Here is a 14,468-nt window from a genome sequence, read left to right on the forward strand (position 1 = left end):
GAAGGGCTGCCGTTCCCGGTCAGGCGACCAGGGAGACCTGCTGGCCGGGGGGCGTGTCCCCGTAGCGGTCGACGACCTTGTTGAGCTGGATCTGGTAGTACAGCACGCCGAACCCGAAGATTCCGAGCAGGAAGCCCATGCCTCCGCTGCACTCGGCCGGCAGCCCGGCGGCGCGCTGCGCCTGGGCGATCCGCCCGCCGAGCTTGACGTACATCACCAGCGGCCAGATGCCGAGGGTGCAGGCACCGAACAGCATCGACAGCAGGGCGTTCACCGAGGCGTCGCCGCTGCGGCGGTCGAAACCGAACAGCTCGGCGTGCACCTTGTAGAACCAGACCAGGCCGTAGATCCCAAAGGTGATCATCGGCAGGCCGAGCCAGGCGCCCACCGGGTTGCGGCGCTTCATGTTCTGGCCCGCCCCGGTGGCGACCGGGCCGCCCTGCTGGTGCTGGACCGGCGCGGGGGCGTAGCCGCCCTGGTGGTGCTGCTGCTGGGGCTGACCCTGCGGGGGGTAACTCATTGCACTCCTGTGGACGCGGTCAATGGTTCGGCCGACCGTCCCTGGTACCGGTCATCCGATTTTGGCGAGCCCTGACTGTACGACAACGGACCGGCCCCAGGCAGGGAAAACGCCCAAAATGTCGAGGTTTACGAAAGATTTCCTGAACTGGCGTTCGGAACATTTGCCCTAGCGCAACGGAATCGTCACTTCGTCCTCGCAGGGCGGATCAGCCTCGTGGTCGCCGCAGCCCGTCGCCGCGAAGCAGCGGATGCGCAACTCCCGCTCGCCCACGTCCACCCGCAGGAAGCTCTTGAAGAACGGCGGCCGGTCCCAGTCGGCCATCTCCGACCGGAACAGCTGCGGCAGCCCGCGCACCGGCAGCCGCAGCAGGCGGTGCCGGTACCGCGTCCCGCGCGGGACGCCGAGCACGGCCGCCACGAACCGGGCCCGGCGCGACGGCGTCATCCCGGCGTCGTACCCGCGGCCGGGACGGATGCCGAGCCGGTGCTCCACCGCCGCCGTCGCCTCCTCCGGGGTGAGCTCGAACAGCTTCGGCAGCCGCAGCCACCGCCCGTACAGCTTGCTGTAACGCGACAGCGAGTCGCCGCGCAGCGGGTAGCAGCGGAACTCCTCCTCGTCGACCACGTGCGTGCGCGGGATGATGTGCGTGGCGTGCATGAACGCGCCGCCGCCCCCCGACACCAGGTACTGGACGGTCCGGTCGCCCACCCGCACCGGGTAGCGCTGGTAGTTGTGGATGTCGCCGCCGATCGCCGCGACGTAGTGGTGCCGCGGATCCTGGACGATCTCGTCGACCGTGCCGCCGCCCTCGATCGCGCCCGGCCTGCGGTCGTCGTCCACCCGCAGCGGCTTCCCGGTGACCAGCAGCTTGGCCTTCGGGCCGGCGGAGATCTCGCGCAGCCACGCCCCCTGGTCGCGGTCGAGCCGGCCGGTGACGCCGGTGTCGATCCCGATGATGCGCAGGCTCGGGGTGTCGATCGCCCAGTACGGGCCCGGCTGGACGGCGCGCTGCCCGGCCGCGCCGCGGTACTCCGCCCGCGCCGCGGCGAGGGCCCGCTCGTCGACCGGGCCGGACCTGCGCCACAGCAGGCGGGCCACCGCGCCGAACGGGCCGCGCCACGGCGGCGGCGCGCAGTCGGCGTCGAGATCGCAGAAGACCCGCAGGAATCCGCGCAGCCCGTCGTACCAGTCGTGGTTGCCGGGCACCGCGTAGATCGGCCCCGGGTAGTCCCGGTACGGCCGCAGGAACTTGGCCGGGTAGTCGGCGGTGTCGCCGGTCGGATAGATCACGTCACTGGCGATGACCATGAAGTCGGTGCCGGCGCCCGCCGCCAGCAGCGGCGGCACCACGGCGTACTGCGACCGGTCGCCCTCGCCGGTGTCGCCGAGCACCGCGAACGAGAACTCGGGCGCCGGCCGGTGCAGGGTGAACGCGGCGGGCGTGCCGCGCTCGGCGAGCGCCGTGACGCAGCGGCGGCGGATGGCGTCGCACGGGTCGCCGAAGAGGCGGGCGATCACATCGTTGCGCGAGCGCCACAGCACCGACGGCCGCCGCCACGACAGCGGCCGGACCCGCTCGGGCAGCAGGTCGTTGAAGGTGCCCCGCGAGCCGCACACCCACCCGGCCCCCGCCTCGGAGGTACGCGAGTTGGCGGCGGCCCGCCGGGGCTCCGCCGTGTCCTCGGCGTCCTCGGCGTCGTCGGCACGCACAGATCACCTCCGGGGGGTCCTCCCGAGGGGCGGGACGGGGCGTCCCGCTCGGGAGAAAGGGTCAGGCACACCCTTCCCGGAGGTGATCTGAGCGTCAAGCGCGGCGAGGCGCCCGGTGCCGGAGGCCCGGTGCTCAGGGCCCGGTGCCGGAGGCCCGGTGCTCAGGGGCCCGGTGCCGGAGGCTCAGTGCGCGCCCGTGCCGGTGAGCGCGCGCACCTCCAGCTCGGCGAACTTCTCGTCGGTGCGCTCCTTGGAGAGCACGGTGCCGAGATAGGCGCACAGGAACCCGATCGGGATCGAGATGAGCCCGGGGTTCTGCAACGGGATCGGCGCGACGGTGTCGACGCTGAACAGCGCGTCCGGGTTGCCCTTGGGGAGGGTGGCGGACTTCCCGCCGAAGCAGATCGGGCTGAGCAGCACCACCCCGACCGCGGAGACGAGCCCGCCGTAGATGCCCGCGACCGCGCCGGAGGTGTTGAACTTCTTCCAGAACAGCGAGAACAGCAGCGTCGGCAGGTTCGCCGACGCGGCCACCGCGAACGCCAGCGCCACCAGGAACGCCACGTTCAGCCCGCGCGCGAAGATGGACAGCAGGATCGAGACGGCGCCGATGACGATCGCCGCGATCCGCGCCACCCGCACCTCGTCGCGCTCGGTCGCCCTGCCCCGGCGGAACACGTTGGCGAACAGGTCGTGCGCGAACGAGGACGACGAGGCGAGGGTGAGCCCGGCCACCACGGCGAGGATGGTCGCGAACGCGACCGCCGCGATGACCGCCAGGAAGACCGCCCCGCCGGTCGACCCGGCCCCGCCGCCGAGTTCCTGGGCGACCTGGACCGCGGCGGTGTTGCCGCCCTTGTCCTGCGCCAGGATCGCCTTGCTGCCGACCAGCGCCGCCGCGCCGAACCCGATGACCAGCGTCATCAGGTAGAACACGCCGATGATGCCGATGGCCCAGTTGACCGAGGCGCGGGCCGCCCGCGCGTTGGGCACGGTGTAGAAGCGGATCAGGATGTGCGGCAGCCCTGCGGTGCCGAGCACCAGGGCGAGGCCGAGCGACAGCAGGTCGAGCTTGGACCACATGTCGGTGGCGCCGTACTTCAGCCCCGGGACCAGGAACTTCTCCCCCTTGCCGCTGGCGTCGGCGGCGGCGCCGAGCAGCGTGGACGGGTTGAAGCTGTACTTCGACAGCACCCAGACCGTCATGACCAGCGCGCCGCTCATCAGCATCACGGCCTTGACGATCTGCACCCAGGTGGTGCCCTTCATCCCGCCGACCGTGACGTAGAAGATCATCAGCGCGCCGACGGCGACGATCGTCCAGATCTTGGCGCTCTCGCCCGAGACGCCGAGCAGCAGCGACACCAGCGCGCCCGCGCCGACCATCTGGGCGAGCAGGTAGAAGATCGACACCACGATGGTGGAGATGCCGGCCGCGGCGCGCACCGGCCGCTGCCGCATCCGGAACGCGAGCACGTCGGCCATGGTGAACCGGCCGGAGTTGCGCAGCATCTCGGCGACCAGGAGCAGCGCGACCAGCCACGCCACCAGGAAGCCGATCGAGTAGAGGAACCCGTCGTAGCCCGACAGGGCGAACATCCCCGCGATGCCGAGGAACGAGGCGGCCGACATGTAGTCGCCGCCGATGGCCAGGCCGTTCTGGAGCGGGGTGAACGCCCGCCCGCCGGCGTAGTAGTCGGCGGCGGTCTTTGTCTGCCGGGACGCCCAGAGGGTGATGAAGAGGGTGATCGCCACGAAGACGCCGAACAGGATCAGCGAGAACGTGCGGTGCTCGTTCTCGGAGGCCGCGAGCACCGGCGCGGCGAGCGTACCGGGGGTCATTCGCGCCCCTCCTTCTCGTCCTTCTCGTTCTTCGCGTGCGTCCCGGGCTCGTCCACGGCCGCGCCGGCCCCCGCGCCGGCGGTCCCCGCGGGGACCTCGGCGCGGACCAGCTCGGCGAGCGGCTCCAGCCTGTTGCGGGCGTGGCGCTCGTACAGCCAGGCGATGAGGAAGGTGGAGACGAACTGCAAGAGCCCGAACACCAGGGCCACGTTGATGTGCCCGACGACCTTGGTCCCCATGAAACCGCGCGCGTAGGCCGACAGCACGACGTACAGCAGGTACCAGACCAGGAACGCCAGCGTCATGGGGAACACGAAGCGGCGGAAGGCCCGGCGAAGCCGCTCGAACTCAGGGCTCTCGCTCAGTTGCACGTAGGCCGCGTTGTCGAGCCCGCCTCCCGCGGACCCCGGCCCGGACGAGTCCTCCGTTGTCACACACACCACCGCCTGATCACTCCGCGAATGTCACCGAGAACGGCGGTCACGATGCCGGACGAAGCTGGCCGATGGCGGCCAATTGACCAAGAACTTGGTTGGCTGGTCAGAACGGATATACGCCCGATGCCGGGCTGATGCCAGACCGTGATACAAGTCACACGGAATGCGATATTCCACCAACACCGTCACCCTGGGTCACCACGGCGCCGGGCGTCCGGGGCACTCGGTGCCCCGGACGCCCGGACGGCTCACTCGACCTCGAAGCCCCTGCGGTCGCCGCCGGTGGGGACGATCTCCCGCCCGAGCGGCAGCAGCGACACCGGGATCAGCTTGAAGTTGGCGATCCCGAACGGGATCCCGATGATCGTGATGCACAGCGCGATACCGGTGAACAGGTGCCCGAGCGCCAGCCACCAGCCGGCCACGATCACCCAGATCACGTTGCCGAGGCTGGACCCGGCGCCCGCGTCCCGGCGCCGGACCACGGTGTTGCCGAACGGCCAGAGCGCGAACGCCGCGATGCGGAACGAGGCGATGCCGAACGGGATGGTGATGATCAGGATGCAGCAGATGATCCCGGCGAGGACGTAGCCGATCGCGAGCCAGAATCCCGACAGGACGAGCCAGATGATGTTCAGGAGGGTGCGCACGCGATCACCTTAGGCGAGCGGGCCGCCGGGCGGCGGTGCCGCGGACCGGCCCCCGGCGCCGCGGCACCAGGCGCGTGGTGGTCGCCGGCGCCACCCCCGTAGACACCGGCGCCACCACGGCGAGGGCGCCTGTGGTCATCATGAGTCCCCCCAGAACGGCGAGCTGTCGCCTTCTCATGATGCCTCCACAGACGGCCCCAGAGTCCCTAATCGGGACGTAATGAAACGCTATCCGTGGGCCCGTAATGGAGACGTAAACCGCCCCAAACGCGGGGGCCAATTCTCGTCGATGCGCCGTATATCCAGGTCAGAGGGGTGTCATGGGGCCAGGATCGACAGCGCGCCGGGCAGGATCCGGGCGGTCACCGGCAGCACTCCGGGCAGCTCGCCGTCCGCCCCGTAGGGCAGCGTGCGGGCCGGATCAGCCAGCTCGATCCGCACCTCCCGGCCGCGCAGCACCGCGACCTCGGGACGCCGGACGTGCGAGCCGTCGGGCAGCTCCCGCATCACGGCGAAGAACAGCCGCCGGGGGGCGTGCCGGATGATGACCACGTCGAGCAGGCCGTCGTCGACCCGGGCGCCGGGGGCGATGTGCCGGCCGAACCCGTAGTAGCCGGAGTTGGCGGCGACGACGGTGTAGCCCCGCAGCCGGTGCTCCGCGCCGTCCACGGTGACCCGGTAGTCGGCGGGCCGCCAGGTCGCGATCGCGCGCAGCGCCCCGACGTAGTAGGCGGCCGAGCCGCGCAGCAGCCGGGTCCGGTTGGCGTTGTCGTTGGCCACCGCGTCGACGCCTGCGTACACGCTGCCGAGGACGGCGGTCCCGTTGGCCTCCATCGCGTCCACCCGGCGCGGCTCACCCTCCAGCAGCAGCGCGGCCAGCTCCGCCGGGTCGGACGGGACGCCGAGCTGCCGCGCGAAGTCGTTGCCCCGGCCGGCCGGCACGATGCCGAGGACGGCGCCCGTCCCGGCGAGGGCGCCGCCGACGCCGCCGACCATGCCGTCGCCGCCGACGCCGAGCACCACCCGCCCGGCCGCCGCCGCCGCGCGGGCCAGGGCCGCGGCGTGCTCCAGCCCGCGGCTGTACTCGACGGCGAGCTCCGCCCCGGCCTCGCGCAGCGTCCGGGCCAGGGGGATCAGCGTCGACGCCGAGGCCGAGCCGCCCGCGGCGGGGTTGACGATCGCGGTGAAGGTACGGGGGGAGGTGACCACGGCTACTCCTGCGGCGCGCCGGACGGGGGGATCAGGACTCCTGGGTTGAGCACGCCGGCGGGGTCGAGCCGGTCCTTGACGGCGCGCAGCACGGCGCCGCCGAGCGGGCCGATCTCGCGGGCGTGCCAGTCGCGGTGGTCGGTGCCGACGCCGTGGTGGTGGCTGATCGTGCCTCCGGCCGCGATGATCGCGTCGTTGACCGCGTGCTTGGCCCGCGTCCAGTGCGCCACCGCGTCGGCGCCCTGCGCGGAGACGACGGTGAAGTAGAGCGACGCCCCGGCGGCGTAGACGTGCGAGATGTGGCACATCACCAGCGGCGGCGTCCCGGCGCCCGCGAGCGTGCCGACGAGCGCCTCCCTGACCGCCGCGTACAGCGCGGGGACCGCCGACCAGAACGCCGCGGTCTCCAGGGTCTCGACGAGCGCCCCTGCGTCCAGCAGCGAGTCGCGCAGGTAGGGGGCGTTGAAGCGGCCGTGCTCCCACTTGTCGCCGGGGCCGGGACCGAGCGGCTCGCCGCCCTCGGCCAGCATCACCGCGCGGACCTCGTCGCGGCGGCGGGCGATCTCGCCGGGGGCGCCCTCGTAGCCGACGACCGCGAGGCAGCCGGACGCCTCGGACATCCCGCCGCCCACCGCCTCCGGGTCGGCGAGCCCGATCATGGTCTCGGTCTCGTCGGACAGCCGCAGCACCACCGGCAGCGGGCCGTCCTGCGCGATCCGGCGCAGCGCGGCGGCGCCCGCGCCGAACGCCGGGAGCCGCCAGCCCTCGTAGGCGCTCGCCTCCGGGACGGGGTGGATCCGGACGGTCACCGAGGTGATCACGCCGAAGGCGCCTTCGGAGCCCAGCACGAGCTGGCGGAGGTCGGGCCCGGCGGCGGACCGGGGCGCCCGGCCGAGGTCGAGCTCCCCCTCCGGGGTGGCCACCGTCAGGCCGAGGACCATGTCGTCGAACCGTCCGTAGCCGGCGGACGCCTGGCCGCTGGAGCGCGCGGCGGCGAACCCGCCGATCGTCGCCCACTCGTACGACTGCGGGTAGTGGCCGAGGGTGTGGCCGTGCTCGCGGAGCAGCTCCTCGGCGCGCGGGGCGCGCAGGCCCGGCTGGAGCACGGCGGTGCGGGAGACGGTGTCGACGGAGACCAGCGCGTCCATCCGGCGCAGGTCGAGCGCGACGAACCCGGTCACGCCCTGCGGCGCGAGGCCGCCGACGACCGAGGTGCCGCCGCCGAACGGGACGACCGCGATCCGCCGGGCGGCGCAGGCGCGCAGCACCGCCAGGACCTCCTCGTGCGAGCCGGGCAGCACGACCGCGTCGGGCGCGTCGGAGGCGTCGCCGGCCCGGATGCGCAGCAGGTCGGGGGTGGACTTGCCGCGGGTGTGCCGGACCCGCGCCTCGGTGCCGGTGCGCACGTGCGCGGCGTCCCCGACGGCCTCGGCGAGCGCGTCGAGGTCGTCCGCAGACAGCCGGGACGCCGGGACGGCGATGTCGCCGAGGGCCACCGGCGCGGACGCGGCGGGCCGCACGCCCAGCAGGTCGCGCAGCAGGCCCGCCACCGATTCCGGCAGCGGCGCGGCCCTGGCCGGGTCGCCCCATCCGCTCCACAGCATGTCCGGGGTCTCCACCGCGCCCTCCTGTCCGTGCCGGCCAGGGTGTTCCCGGCCGTGGCTTACACTGTGACACATGACGTCGAATCGTCACAACAGGACCGCCGACGACGCCGTGCTCGACGCCGCCCGCGACTGCGTCCTCGCGGTGGGCGTGCGGCGCACCACGCTGACCGACATCGCCCGCCGCGCCGAGGTGTCGCGCATGACGCTCTACCGCCGCTGGCCGGACGTGCGCACCATCGTGGGCGACCTGATGACCCGCGAGTGGGTCGAGATCGCCTCCGCCGTGCACCCCGCCGACGACGGCAGGCCCGTCCGGAACCGGCTGGTGGACGGCCTGGTCACGGGCGTGCGCACGTTCCGCGAGCACCCGCTGCTGCGCAAGATACTGGAGGTCGATCCCGAACTGCTGCTCCCCTACATGCTGGACCGGCGCGGCGCCAGCCAGCTCGCCTTCCTCACGCTGTTCGAGGAGGCGCTGGAGGCCGGGCACCGGGACGGCACCGTCCGGCCCGGCCACCCGGTCCGGCAGGCCCGCGCGCTGCTGCTGGTCGTCCAGTCGTTCGCGCTGTCGACGCAGACCATGACCGGCGACGGCGACGGCGACCCGGAGCTGGCCCCGGCCGCGTTCGACGCCGAACTCCGCCACATCCTCGAGAGGACTCTCGCGCCTTGAGCACCCCACCCGCGCCCGGACGGTCCTCGCTGAACGCCGCGCGCCGCGCCCGCGAACTGGCCGCGCTGCCGGACGAGGTGGTGGACGTCCTGGTCGTCGGACTGGGCGCCACCGGGGCCGGCGTCGCCCTGGACGCCGCGTCCCGGGGCCTGTCGGTCGCCGCGATCGACGCGCACGACCTGGCGTTCGGCACGTCCCGGTGGAGCTCCAAGCTCGTCCACGGCGGGCTCAGGTACCTGGCGGGCGGGCATGTCGGCGTCGCGCACGAGAGCGCCGTCGAACGCGGCGTGCTGATGGAGCGCACCGCGCCGCACCTGGTGCGCGCGATGCCGTTCGTGCTGCCGCTGACCCCGCTGGTGACGCACCGGCAGGCGGCGATCACCGCGACCGGGCTGCGGGCCGGGGACGCGCTGCGCCTGGCCGCCCGCACGCCGCGCTCGGCGCTCCCCCGCCCGCGCCGCCTGTCGGCGGTGGAGACGCTCCGGCTCGCCCCGGCGCTACGCCCGTACGGGCTGCGCGGCGGGCTGCTGTCCTGGGACGGGAAGCTCGCCGACGACGCCCGCCTGGTCACCGCGCTCGCCCGCACCGCCGCCGCGCACGGCGCGCGGATCCTCACCCGCTGCCGCGCGCTGACGCTGACCGGCGGCGGCGCGCTGGTCCGCGACGAGCTGACCGGCCGGGAGATCGACGTGCGCGCCCGCGCGGTGGTCAACGCGGCCGGGGTGTGGGCGGGCGGGCTGGTCGAGGGGGTGCGGCTGCGCCCGTCCCGGGGCACCCACCTGGTGCTGCGGTCCGAGGCGCTGTGCGGGGCCTCGGCCGGGATGCACGTGCCGGTCCCCGGCGAGACCAGCCGGTTCGTGCTGGTGATCCCGCAGGGCGACGGCCGCGTCTACGTGGGCCTCACCGACGAGCCCGCGGACGGCCCGGTCCCCGACGTGCCGGTGCCCACCGAGAGCGAGATCGGGTTCCTGCTGGACATCCTCGGCACCGCGCTGGACGCGCCGGTCGCGCGCGCCGACGTGATCGGGGCGTTCGCCGGTCTCCGCCCGCTCCTGGACGACCGGCACGGCAGCACCGCCGACATCTCCCGGCGGCACGCGGTGCTGACCTCCCCGGACGGGGTCGTCACGATCGTCGGCGGCAAGCTCACCACCTACCGCAGGATGGCGCAGGACGCCGTGGACGCGGTGGTGGCGGCCGGGCGGGTCGACGCGGGGCCGAGCCGCACCACCCACGTCCCCCTCGTCGGCGCCGCCGCGCCGGACCGCCTGGCGGCCCTGGACGCCCCGCAGCGCCTGGTGGGCCGGTACGGGACGGAGGCGCCCCTGCTGGCCGGCCTCGCCCGCGACGACGCCGCGCTGCTGGAGCCGGTCGTGCCGGGCCTGCCGGTGCTGGGTGCGGAGCTGGCCTGGGCCGTCCGGCATGAGGGGGCCCTGGACGCGGCCGACCTGCTCGACCGCCGCACCCGCATCGGCCTGGTCACCGCGGACCGGGACGCGGCACTGCCCGCCGCCGAGGCCCACCTGGCAGCCCTCGCCCGACCCTGACACCCTGCCCTTTTTGTTCCGTTCGGCCGGAAGTCAGCACCGTGCCCGCGCCGCCGATTCGCAGCCCGGCGGCCGGTGCCGCGTCCGCCTCGTCCGCCGCGCAGGTATGAGGTGTGTCACTTGCACTGGGCCGGGGTAGGTGAATTAGGTTACCCTAACCTAATTCACAGTGAGCCAATCGGGGGACTCTGTTGACGCGCGGTAAGGGCTGCGACCACTGCCCGGGGAGCCACACGGGCGAGCGGCCCGCGCTGGCGAGCGCGACGGCCAAGGCGCGGGGCTGGCTACTGCTCGAGCACCCCGGCCCCTGGCCCGAGCGCGTCGAGCAGCTCATCGGGCCCGGTCCGATGGCCGAGACCGTGCGCGCCGCGCTCGCCGAAGGCGTCCGGCCGCAGCTCATCCGGCGCACAGGGCGCCGCAGGGCCATCCCTCCCCTCCAGGTGTACGCGGGCTTCTCCCAGGGCGGGAACGTGTGGATGGAGGGCCGCGAGCTCGCCGACCCGGCCGAGCTGGCGGGGCTCGACCTCGCCGCCGTCGCGGCGGGGCGGCGGCCCGGCTTCGGCGAACCGGTGACCGAGCCCGTCTTCCTGGTCTGCACGCACGGGCGCCGCAACGTCTGCTGCGCCCGAACGGGAGCGCCACTGGCCCGGGGCCTCGCCGAGCGATTCGGCGACCTCGTCTGGGAGACCACCCACGTGGGCGGCGACCGCTACGCGGCCAACATGGTGTGCCTCCCCCACGGGATCTACTACGGCGACCTCGGCCTGGCCGCCGCGCTGGACGCCGCAGGCGGCTACCTGCGCGGCGAAGTGGCCCTCGCGCACCTGCGCGGGAGGGCCGGGGTCCCCGAGCCGGCACAGGCGGCGGAGCACTTCGTCCGCGCGCACACCGGCCTCCTCGGCGTGGACGCGGTGACCGCCCGGTCGGTCACCGGAACGTCCCCGTACGAGGCGGTCGTGCTAGCCCAAAATGCTCGATTCCGGGTCGTCTTCGAGAGAGTCACTCAGGACGATCCCTGCGGCACGGAGTGTCAAGAGAACCTCGGAACCTACATTGTTAGGGAGCTCACCCTTCTCAACGAGGCAGCCCTCGTGTAATCTCACTGAGGCCCCATTCGAGGGCTTCCTGTCGCGTGACCCCAGGTTCCCGGAGCACCGGGCGGGGAACAGAGCGGCAACTCCAGACGTTGGACCAATCGGCGCTTCTGACGCACGTCGCACCTGACGCACGTCTTTGAAGCACGTCGGGCGTCCATGTCCGAAATTGCTCAGTAAACCAATCAAGGTGGGTGTTCCATGGCTCAGGTACGTCGGCAGGCAAACCTCCCTCGTCCCAGCTGGGGCTGGCAGGACGCCGCGGCGTGCCGGGGGGAAGACCTCGTGCTCTTCTTCGGTCCCGACGGCGAGCGCCAGCCCGAACGTGAGATCCGCGAGCGCAAGGCGAAGCAGATCTGCATGGGTTGTCCCGTCCGCACGGAGTGCCTGGACTACGCGGTGTCCAGGCCCGAGAAGTACGGCACGTGGGGCGGTCTGAACGAAGACGAGCGCGCGTCCGAGCGCCGTCGCCGGATGCGTCGCGCGAACGCCGCCTAGCCGACCGGGCGAGACTGTTCGAACGCTCCCATCGCGCACCCCGGCACGCCACCAGAAAACGTAACGGCCCCGCAGCAGCGGGGCCGTTTTCGTTTGGCCCGGCCCCGATGATCATCGAGACCCGCGCCCGTCCGTGTCACAGATCGATCACGACAGTTCCATGCCATTGCCGGAAGAACACGCAAGGCCATTACCGCAACGGCCGAGAGAATGCGGGTCAATCACACAGATTCGCGGTGAACCATTTCGCCGCGAGCCGGGACACCTCGGTGAGCGCACCCGGCTCCTCGAACAGGTGCCCGGCGCACGGGACCACCTTCAGCCCGTGCCCGCGCGCCGCGTCCATCCGGTCCAGCGCGTGCTCGTTGAGCGACAGCACCTCCAGGTCCCGGCCGCCGACGATCAGCAGCGTCGGCGCGCGCACCCGCCCGAGCGCGGCGGGCGCGGTCAGGTCGGGGCGCCCGCCCCGGGACACCACGGCCCCCACGTCGTCCGGCCGCTCCGCCGCGGTGGTCAGCGCCGCCGCCGCGCCCGTGCTCGCGCCGAACAGGCCCACCGGGCGGTCCGCGGCGGCGGAGACACCCGCCTCCGACCGCGTCCACCGCACCGCGTCGCCGAGCCGCCGGGCGAGCAGGGCGACGTCGAACCGCAGGCGGGCGGTGTGCCGGTCGATCTCGTCCTCCGCGGGCGTCAGGAGGTCGAACAGGAGGCTCCCGAGCCCATGCGGGACCAGCGCGGCGGCCACCTCCCGGTTCCGCGGGCTGTGCCGCCCGCTGCCGCTGCCGTGCGCGAACACCACGACCCCGCGCGCGCCGTCCGGCACGGTCAGCTCGCCTTCCAGGCGCACGCCGCCCGCGGGCACCAGCACGCCGGTCACGGCGCCGTCCCCCGCTGCTCCGCGGCCCGGTCCAGCGCGGCGACGACGTCGGCGTCGGTGAGCTGCCGGAAGTCCACGAACCACTGGCCCACCGCCTGGAAGTCGGACGGCGCGGCCAGCACCACCACGGTGTCGGCCTCGGCCTCCATGTCCCGGACGGTGCCCGCCGCGCCCACCGGCACCGCCAGGACCAGCCGGGCCGGGCCGCCGGCACGGACGGCGCGCAGCGCGGCGCGGGCGGTGCCGCCGGTGGCGAGGCCGTCGTCCACCACGATCACGGGCCGTCCGGCCAGGCCGGGCAGCGGGCGGTCGCCCCGGTAGGCGCGGACGCGGCGGTCCAGCTCGGCGCGTTCGGCGGCGAGGGTGCCGGCCAGGTCGTCCTCCCCGAGCCCGAGCCGCCGCAGCAGCCCGGCGTCGAAGACGGGGCCGCCGCCCTCGGCCACCGCGCCCACCCCCAGCTCGGGCTGCGGCGGATAGCCGATCTTGCGGGTCACCAGCACGTCCAGCGGCGCGTCCAGCCGCCGCGCGACCTCGTACCCGACCGGCACGCCGCCGCGGGGCAGCGCGAGGACCACCGGGTCGTCCAGGCCGAGCGGCACCAGCCGCCCGGCGAGCACGCGGCCCGCCTCGGCCCGGTCGGTGAACGGCAGCCGGACGGGACGTGCCTCCGTGCCGGACCCCGTCTCGGACTCTGCGGCGGACTCCGCGCTCGCGGGTCTCCTGGGCATCAGCGCCACCCCCTGCCCATGCCCCTACCCAGTTCGGGCGGTATCCGCCCGTCCCACCTTTTGTCCGGACGTCCGTCAGGCGGAGCGGGCTCCGGCGGTGAGCCACCGGACGGGGTTGTCGCACAGGATCCCGTTCAGGGTGGCGTCGTCGGCGCCGGCCGCGCGCATCGCGGGCAGGAAGACGTCGAAGAGGTAGCCGTAGCCGCTGCCGCCGTACCGGGCGATCTGCGTCATCCGGGAGACGCCGGTGCTCAGCAGGACGCGCTCGGCGTGCCCGGCCTCCAGCAGGTCCATGACGGCGCGCACGCGGGCGCCGAGGGCCTCGGGATCGTCGCCGGCCAGCCCGAGGGTGCCGAACGAGACGTACGCGCCGGACTCGGCCGCCTTGCGGTGCGCGCCGGGGTCGTCGACCTGGTCCTGCTGGCCGACCGAGATCCGCTCGGGCGCGAGCCCGGCGGTGGTGAGGATGTCGAGCTGGGCCATGCCGGCGCGGCCGTAGGTCGCCACCGAGAGGCCGGAGTAGCGGGCGGCGTGGGCCGCGGCGCGCAGGCAGCGCTCCTCGGCCTCGGTCGGCGCCTCGCCCCAGGTGCCGATCTCGCCGATCACGCCGGGCAGGGAGTTGGTGCCGTCCAGGCCGAAGCCGATCTCGGCGAGCAGCCGCTCGGCGATCTGCTCGTGGCCCGCGCCGGCCACGAAGGCGGGGTGGAACGGCTCGGTGAACACGCCCGTCCCCGCGACCACCGCGACCCGGGCGCCGGCGCTGATCCGGGCGAGCGCGGCGGCGTTGCGGCCCATCCCCGAGCAGCCGAGGTCGACGACCAGCCCGAGCCCGTGCTCGGCGCGCAGCCCGGCCAGCTCGGCGGTGACGGCCTTCTCCTCGTCCAGCCAGCGGCGCGGGTCGGAGTCGACCAGCGCGGGCCGCTCGGGCCAGCGCAGGTCGAGCCGGAGGTGCTCGTGCGCCAGCACCGGGCCGGTGACGGCGGACGTCGCGATCGTGCCGGTGACGGTACGGAGCCTGCCGGTCTCCTCACGGGGGGTCATGCAACGCGAGGTTACGACATGTTTGGCCTTTT

The 14,468-nt window shown here is 73.8% G+C and carries 14 protein-coding genes; 4 read left to right on the forward strand and 10 right to left on the reverse strand.

What is annotated here, in order from left to right; genetic code table 11:
* Window positions 1–19: 19 nt before the first annotated feature.
* The 7 genes from OHA34_RS10500 to OHA34_RS10530 form a co-directional block, all read right to left on the reverse strand.
* Window positions 20–520, reverse strand: coding sequence for a DUF4234 domain-containing protein (locus tag OHA34_RS10500; protein ID WP_329521492.1), 501 nt, complete (start codon window positions 518–520; stop codon window positions 20–22).
* Between the two features lie 168 nt (window positions 521–688).
* Window positions 689–2,233 (reverse strand): metallophosphoesterase family protein, encoded by a 1,545-nt coding sequence (locus OHA34_RS10505; protein WP_329521493.1) that lies wholly within the window; start codon window positions 2,231–2,233, stop codon window positions 689–691.
* A gap of 183 nt (window positions 2,234–2,416) precedes the next feature.
* Window positions 2,417–4,075 carry a solute symporter family protein gene (locus OHA34_RS10510; RefSeq protein WP_285940921.1) on the reverse strand — a complete coding sequence of 553 codons (1,659 nt, stop codon included), beginning with the start codon at window positions 4,073–4,075 and terminating at the stop codon, window positions 2,417–2,419.
* Window positions 4,072–4,509 carry a DUF485 domain-containing protein gene (locus OHA34_RS10515; RefSeq protein ID WP_285940922.1) on the reverse strand — a complete coding sequence of 146 codons (438 nt, stop codon included), beginning with the start codon at window positions 4,507–4,509 and terminating at the stop codon, window positions 4,072–4,074. The genes OHA34_RS10510 and OHA34_RS10515 overlap by 4 nt, the downstream gene beginning before the upstream one ends.
* A gap of 251 nt (window positions 4,510–4,760) precedes the next feature.
* Complete coding sequence (locus tag OHA34_RS10520) at window positions 4,761–5,162, reverse strand: YccF domain-containing protein (RefSeq protein ID WP_285940923.1); 402 nt, start codon at window positions 5,160–5,162, stop codon at window positions 4,761–4,763.
* A gap of 318 nt (window positions 5,163–5,480) precedes the next feature.
* A complete protein-coding gene (locus OHA34_RS10525) occupies window positions 5,481–6,371 on the reverse strand; it encodes a diacylglycerol kinase family protein (RefSeq protein ID WP_285940924.1) in 891 nt (296 codons plus the stop codon).
* A gap of 2 nt (window positions 6,372–6,373) precedes the next feature.
* Window positions 6,374–7,975: an FAD-binding oxidoreductase gene (locus tag OHA34_RS10530; protein WP_329522390.1), complete on the reverse strand. Its 1,602-nt coding sequence runs from the start codon at window positions 7,973–7,975 to the stop codon at window positions 6,374–6,376.
* A 73-nt stretch (window positions 7,976–8,048) separates the two neighbouring features.
* Here OHA34_RS10530 and OHA34_RS10535 point away from each other — a divergent pair, with 73 nt between their 5' ends.
* From OHA34_RS10535 to OHA34_RS10550, 4 genes are all read left to right on the forward strand, one after another.
* Entirely contained in the window at window positions 8,049–8,651 is a 603-nt protein-coding gene (locus OHA34_RS10535) for a TetR/AcrR family transcriptional regulator (protein WP_329521494.1), read from the forward strand.
* Window positions 8,648–10,198 carry a glycerol-3-phosphate dehydrogenase/oxidase gene (locus OHA34_RS10540; protein ID WP_329521495.1) on the forward strand — a complete coding sequence of 517 codons (1,551 nt, stop codon included), beginning with the start codon at window positions 8,648–8,650 and terminating at the stop codon, window positions 10,196–10,198. The genes OHA34_RS10535 and OHA34_RS10540 overlap by 4 nt, the downstream gene beginning before the upstream one ends.
* A 191-nt stretch (window positions 10,199–10,389) precedes the next feature.
* On the forward strand, window positions 10,390–11,295 hold the full coding sequence (locus OHA34_RS10545; RefSeq protein ID WP_285940927.1) for a sucrase ferredoxin: 906 nt from the start codon (window positions 10,390–10,392) through the stop codon (window positions 11,293–11,295).
* Window positions 11,296–11,493: 198 nt separating this feature from the next.
* The gene (locus OHA34_RS10550) at window positions 11,494–11,790 is read left to right on the forward strand and encodes a WhiB family transcriptional regulator (RefSeq protein WP_021600082.1); all 297 of its coding nucleotides are present in this window, start codon (window positions 11,494–11,496) and stop codon (window positions 11,788–11,790) included.
* A 217-nt stretch (window positions 11,791–12,007) separates the two neighbouring features.
* Here the strand turns inward: OHA34_RS10550 and OHA34_RS10555 are convergent, their stop codons facing one another.
* From OHA34_RS10555 to OHA34_RS10565, 3 genes are all read right to left on the reverse strand, one after another.
* On the reverse strand, window positions 12,008–12,667 hold the full coding sequence (locus OHA34_RS10555) for a dienelactone hydrolase family protein (RefSeq protein WP_285940928.1): 660 nt from the start codon (window positions 12,665–12,667) through the stop codon (window positions 12,008–12,010).
* On the reverse strand, window positions 12,664–13,395 hold the full coding sequence (locus OHA34_RS10560; RefSeq protein ID WP_285940929.1) for a phosphoribosyltransferase: 732 nt from the start codon (window positions 13,393–13,395) through the stop codon (window positions 12,664–12,666). The genes OHA34_RS10555 and OHA34_RS10560 overlap by 4 nt, the downstream gene beginning before the upstream one ends.
* 75 nt (window positions 13,396–13,470) lie before the next feature.
* Complete coding sequence (locus OHA34_RS10565) at window positions 13,471–14,436, reverse strand: phosphotriesterase family protein (protein WP_285940930.1); 966 nt, start codon at window positions 14,434–14,436, stop codon at window positions 13,471–13,473.
* Between the last annotated feature and the right edge of the window lie 32 nt (window positions 14,437–14,468).

It is taken from the genome of Spirillospora sp. NBC_01491, from assembly GCF_036227065.1.
Lineage (GTDB): Bacteria > Actinomycetota > Actinomycetes > Streptosporangiales > Streptosporangiaceae > Spirillospora > Spirillospora xylanilytica.

What these genes read in the sequence shown, in the direction of transcription:
- OHA34_RS10535 (WP_329521494.1), top strand. Translation starts at nt 8,049, where the DNA reads ATGACGTCGAATCGTCACAACAGGACCGCCGACGACGCCGTGCTCGAC.
- OHA34_RS10550 (WP_021600082.1), top strand. Translation starts at nt 11,494, where the DNA reads ATGGCTCAGGTACGTCGGCAGGCAAACCTCCCTCGTCCCAGCTGGGGC.
- OHA34_RS10530 (WP_329522390.1), bottom strand. Translation starts at nt 7,975, where the DNA reads ATGCTGTGGAGCGGATGGGGCGACCCGGCCAGGGCCGCGCCGCTGCCG.
- OHA34_RS10565 (WP_285940930.1), bottom strand. Translation starts at nt 14,436, where the DNA reads ATGACCCCCCGTGAGGAGACCGGCAGGCTCCGTACCGTCACCGGCACG.
- OHA34_RS10510 (WP_285940921.1), bottom strand. Translation starts at nt 4,075, where the DNA reads ATGACCCCCGGTACGCTCGCCGCGCCGGTGCTCGCGGCCTCCGAGAAC.
- OHA34_RS10500 (WP_329521492.1), bottom strand. Translation starts at nt 520, where the DNA reads ATGAGTTACCCCCCGCAGGGTCAGCCCCAGCAGCAGCACCACCAGGGC.
- OHA34_RS10560 (WP_285940929.1), bottom strand. Translation starts at nt 13,395, where the DNA reads ATGCCCAGGAGACCCGCGAGCGCGGAGTCCGCCGCAGAGTCCGAGACG.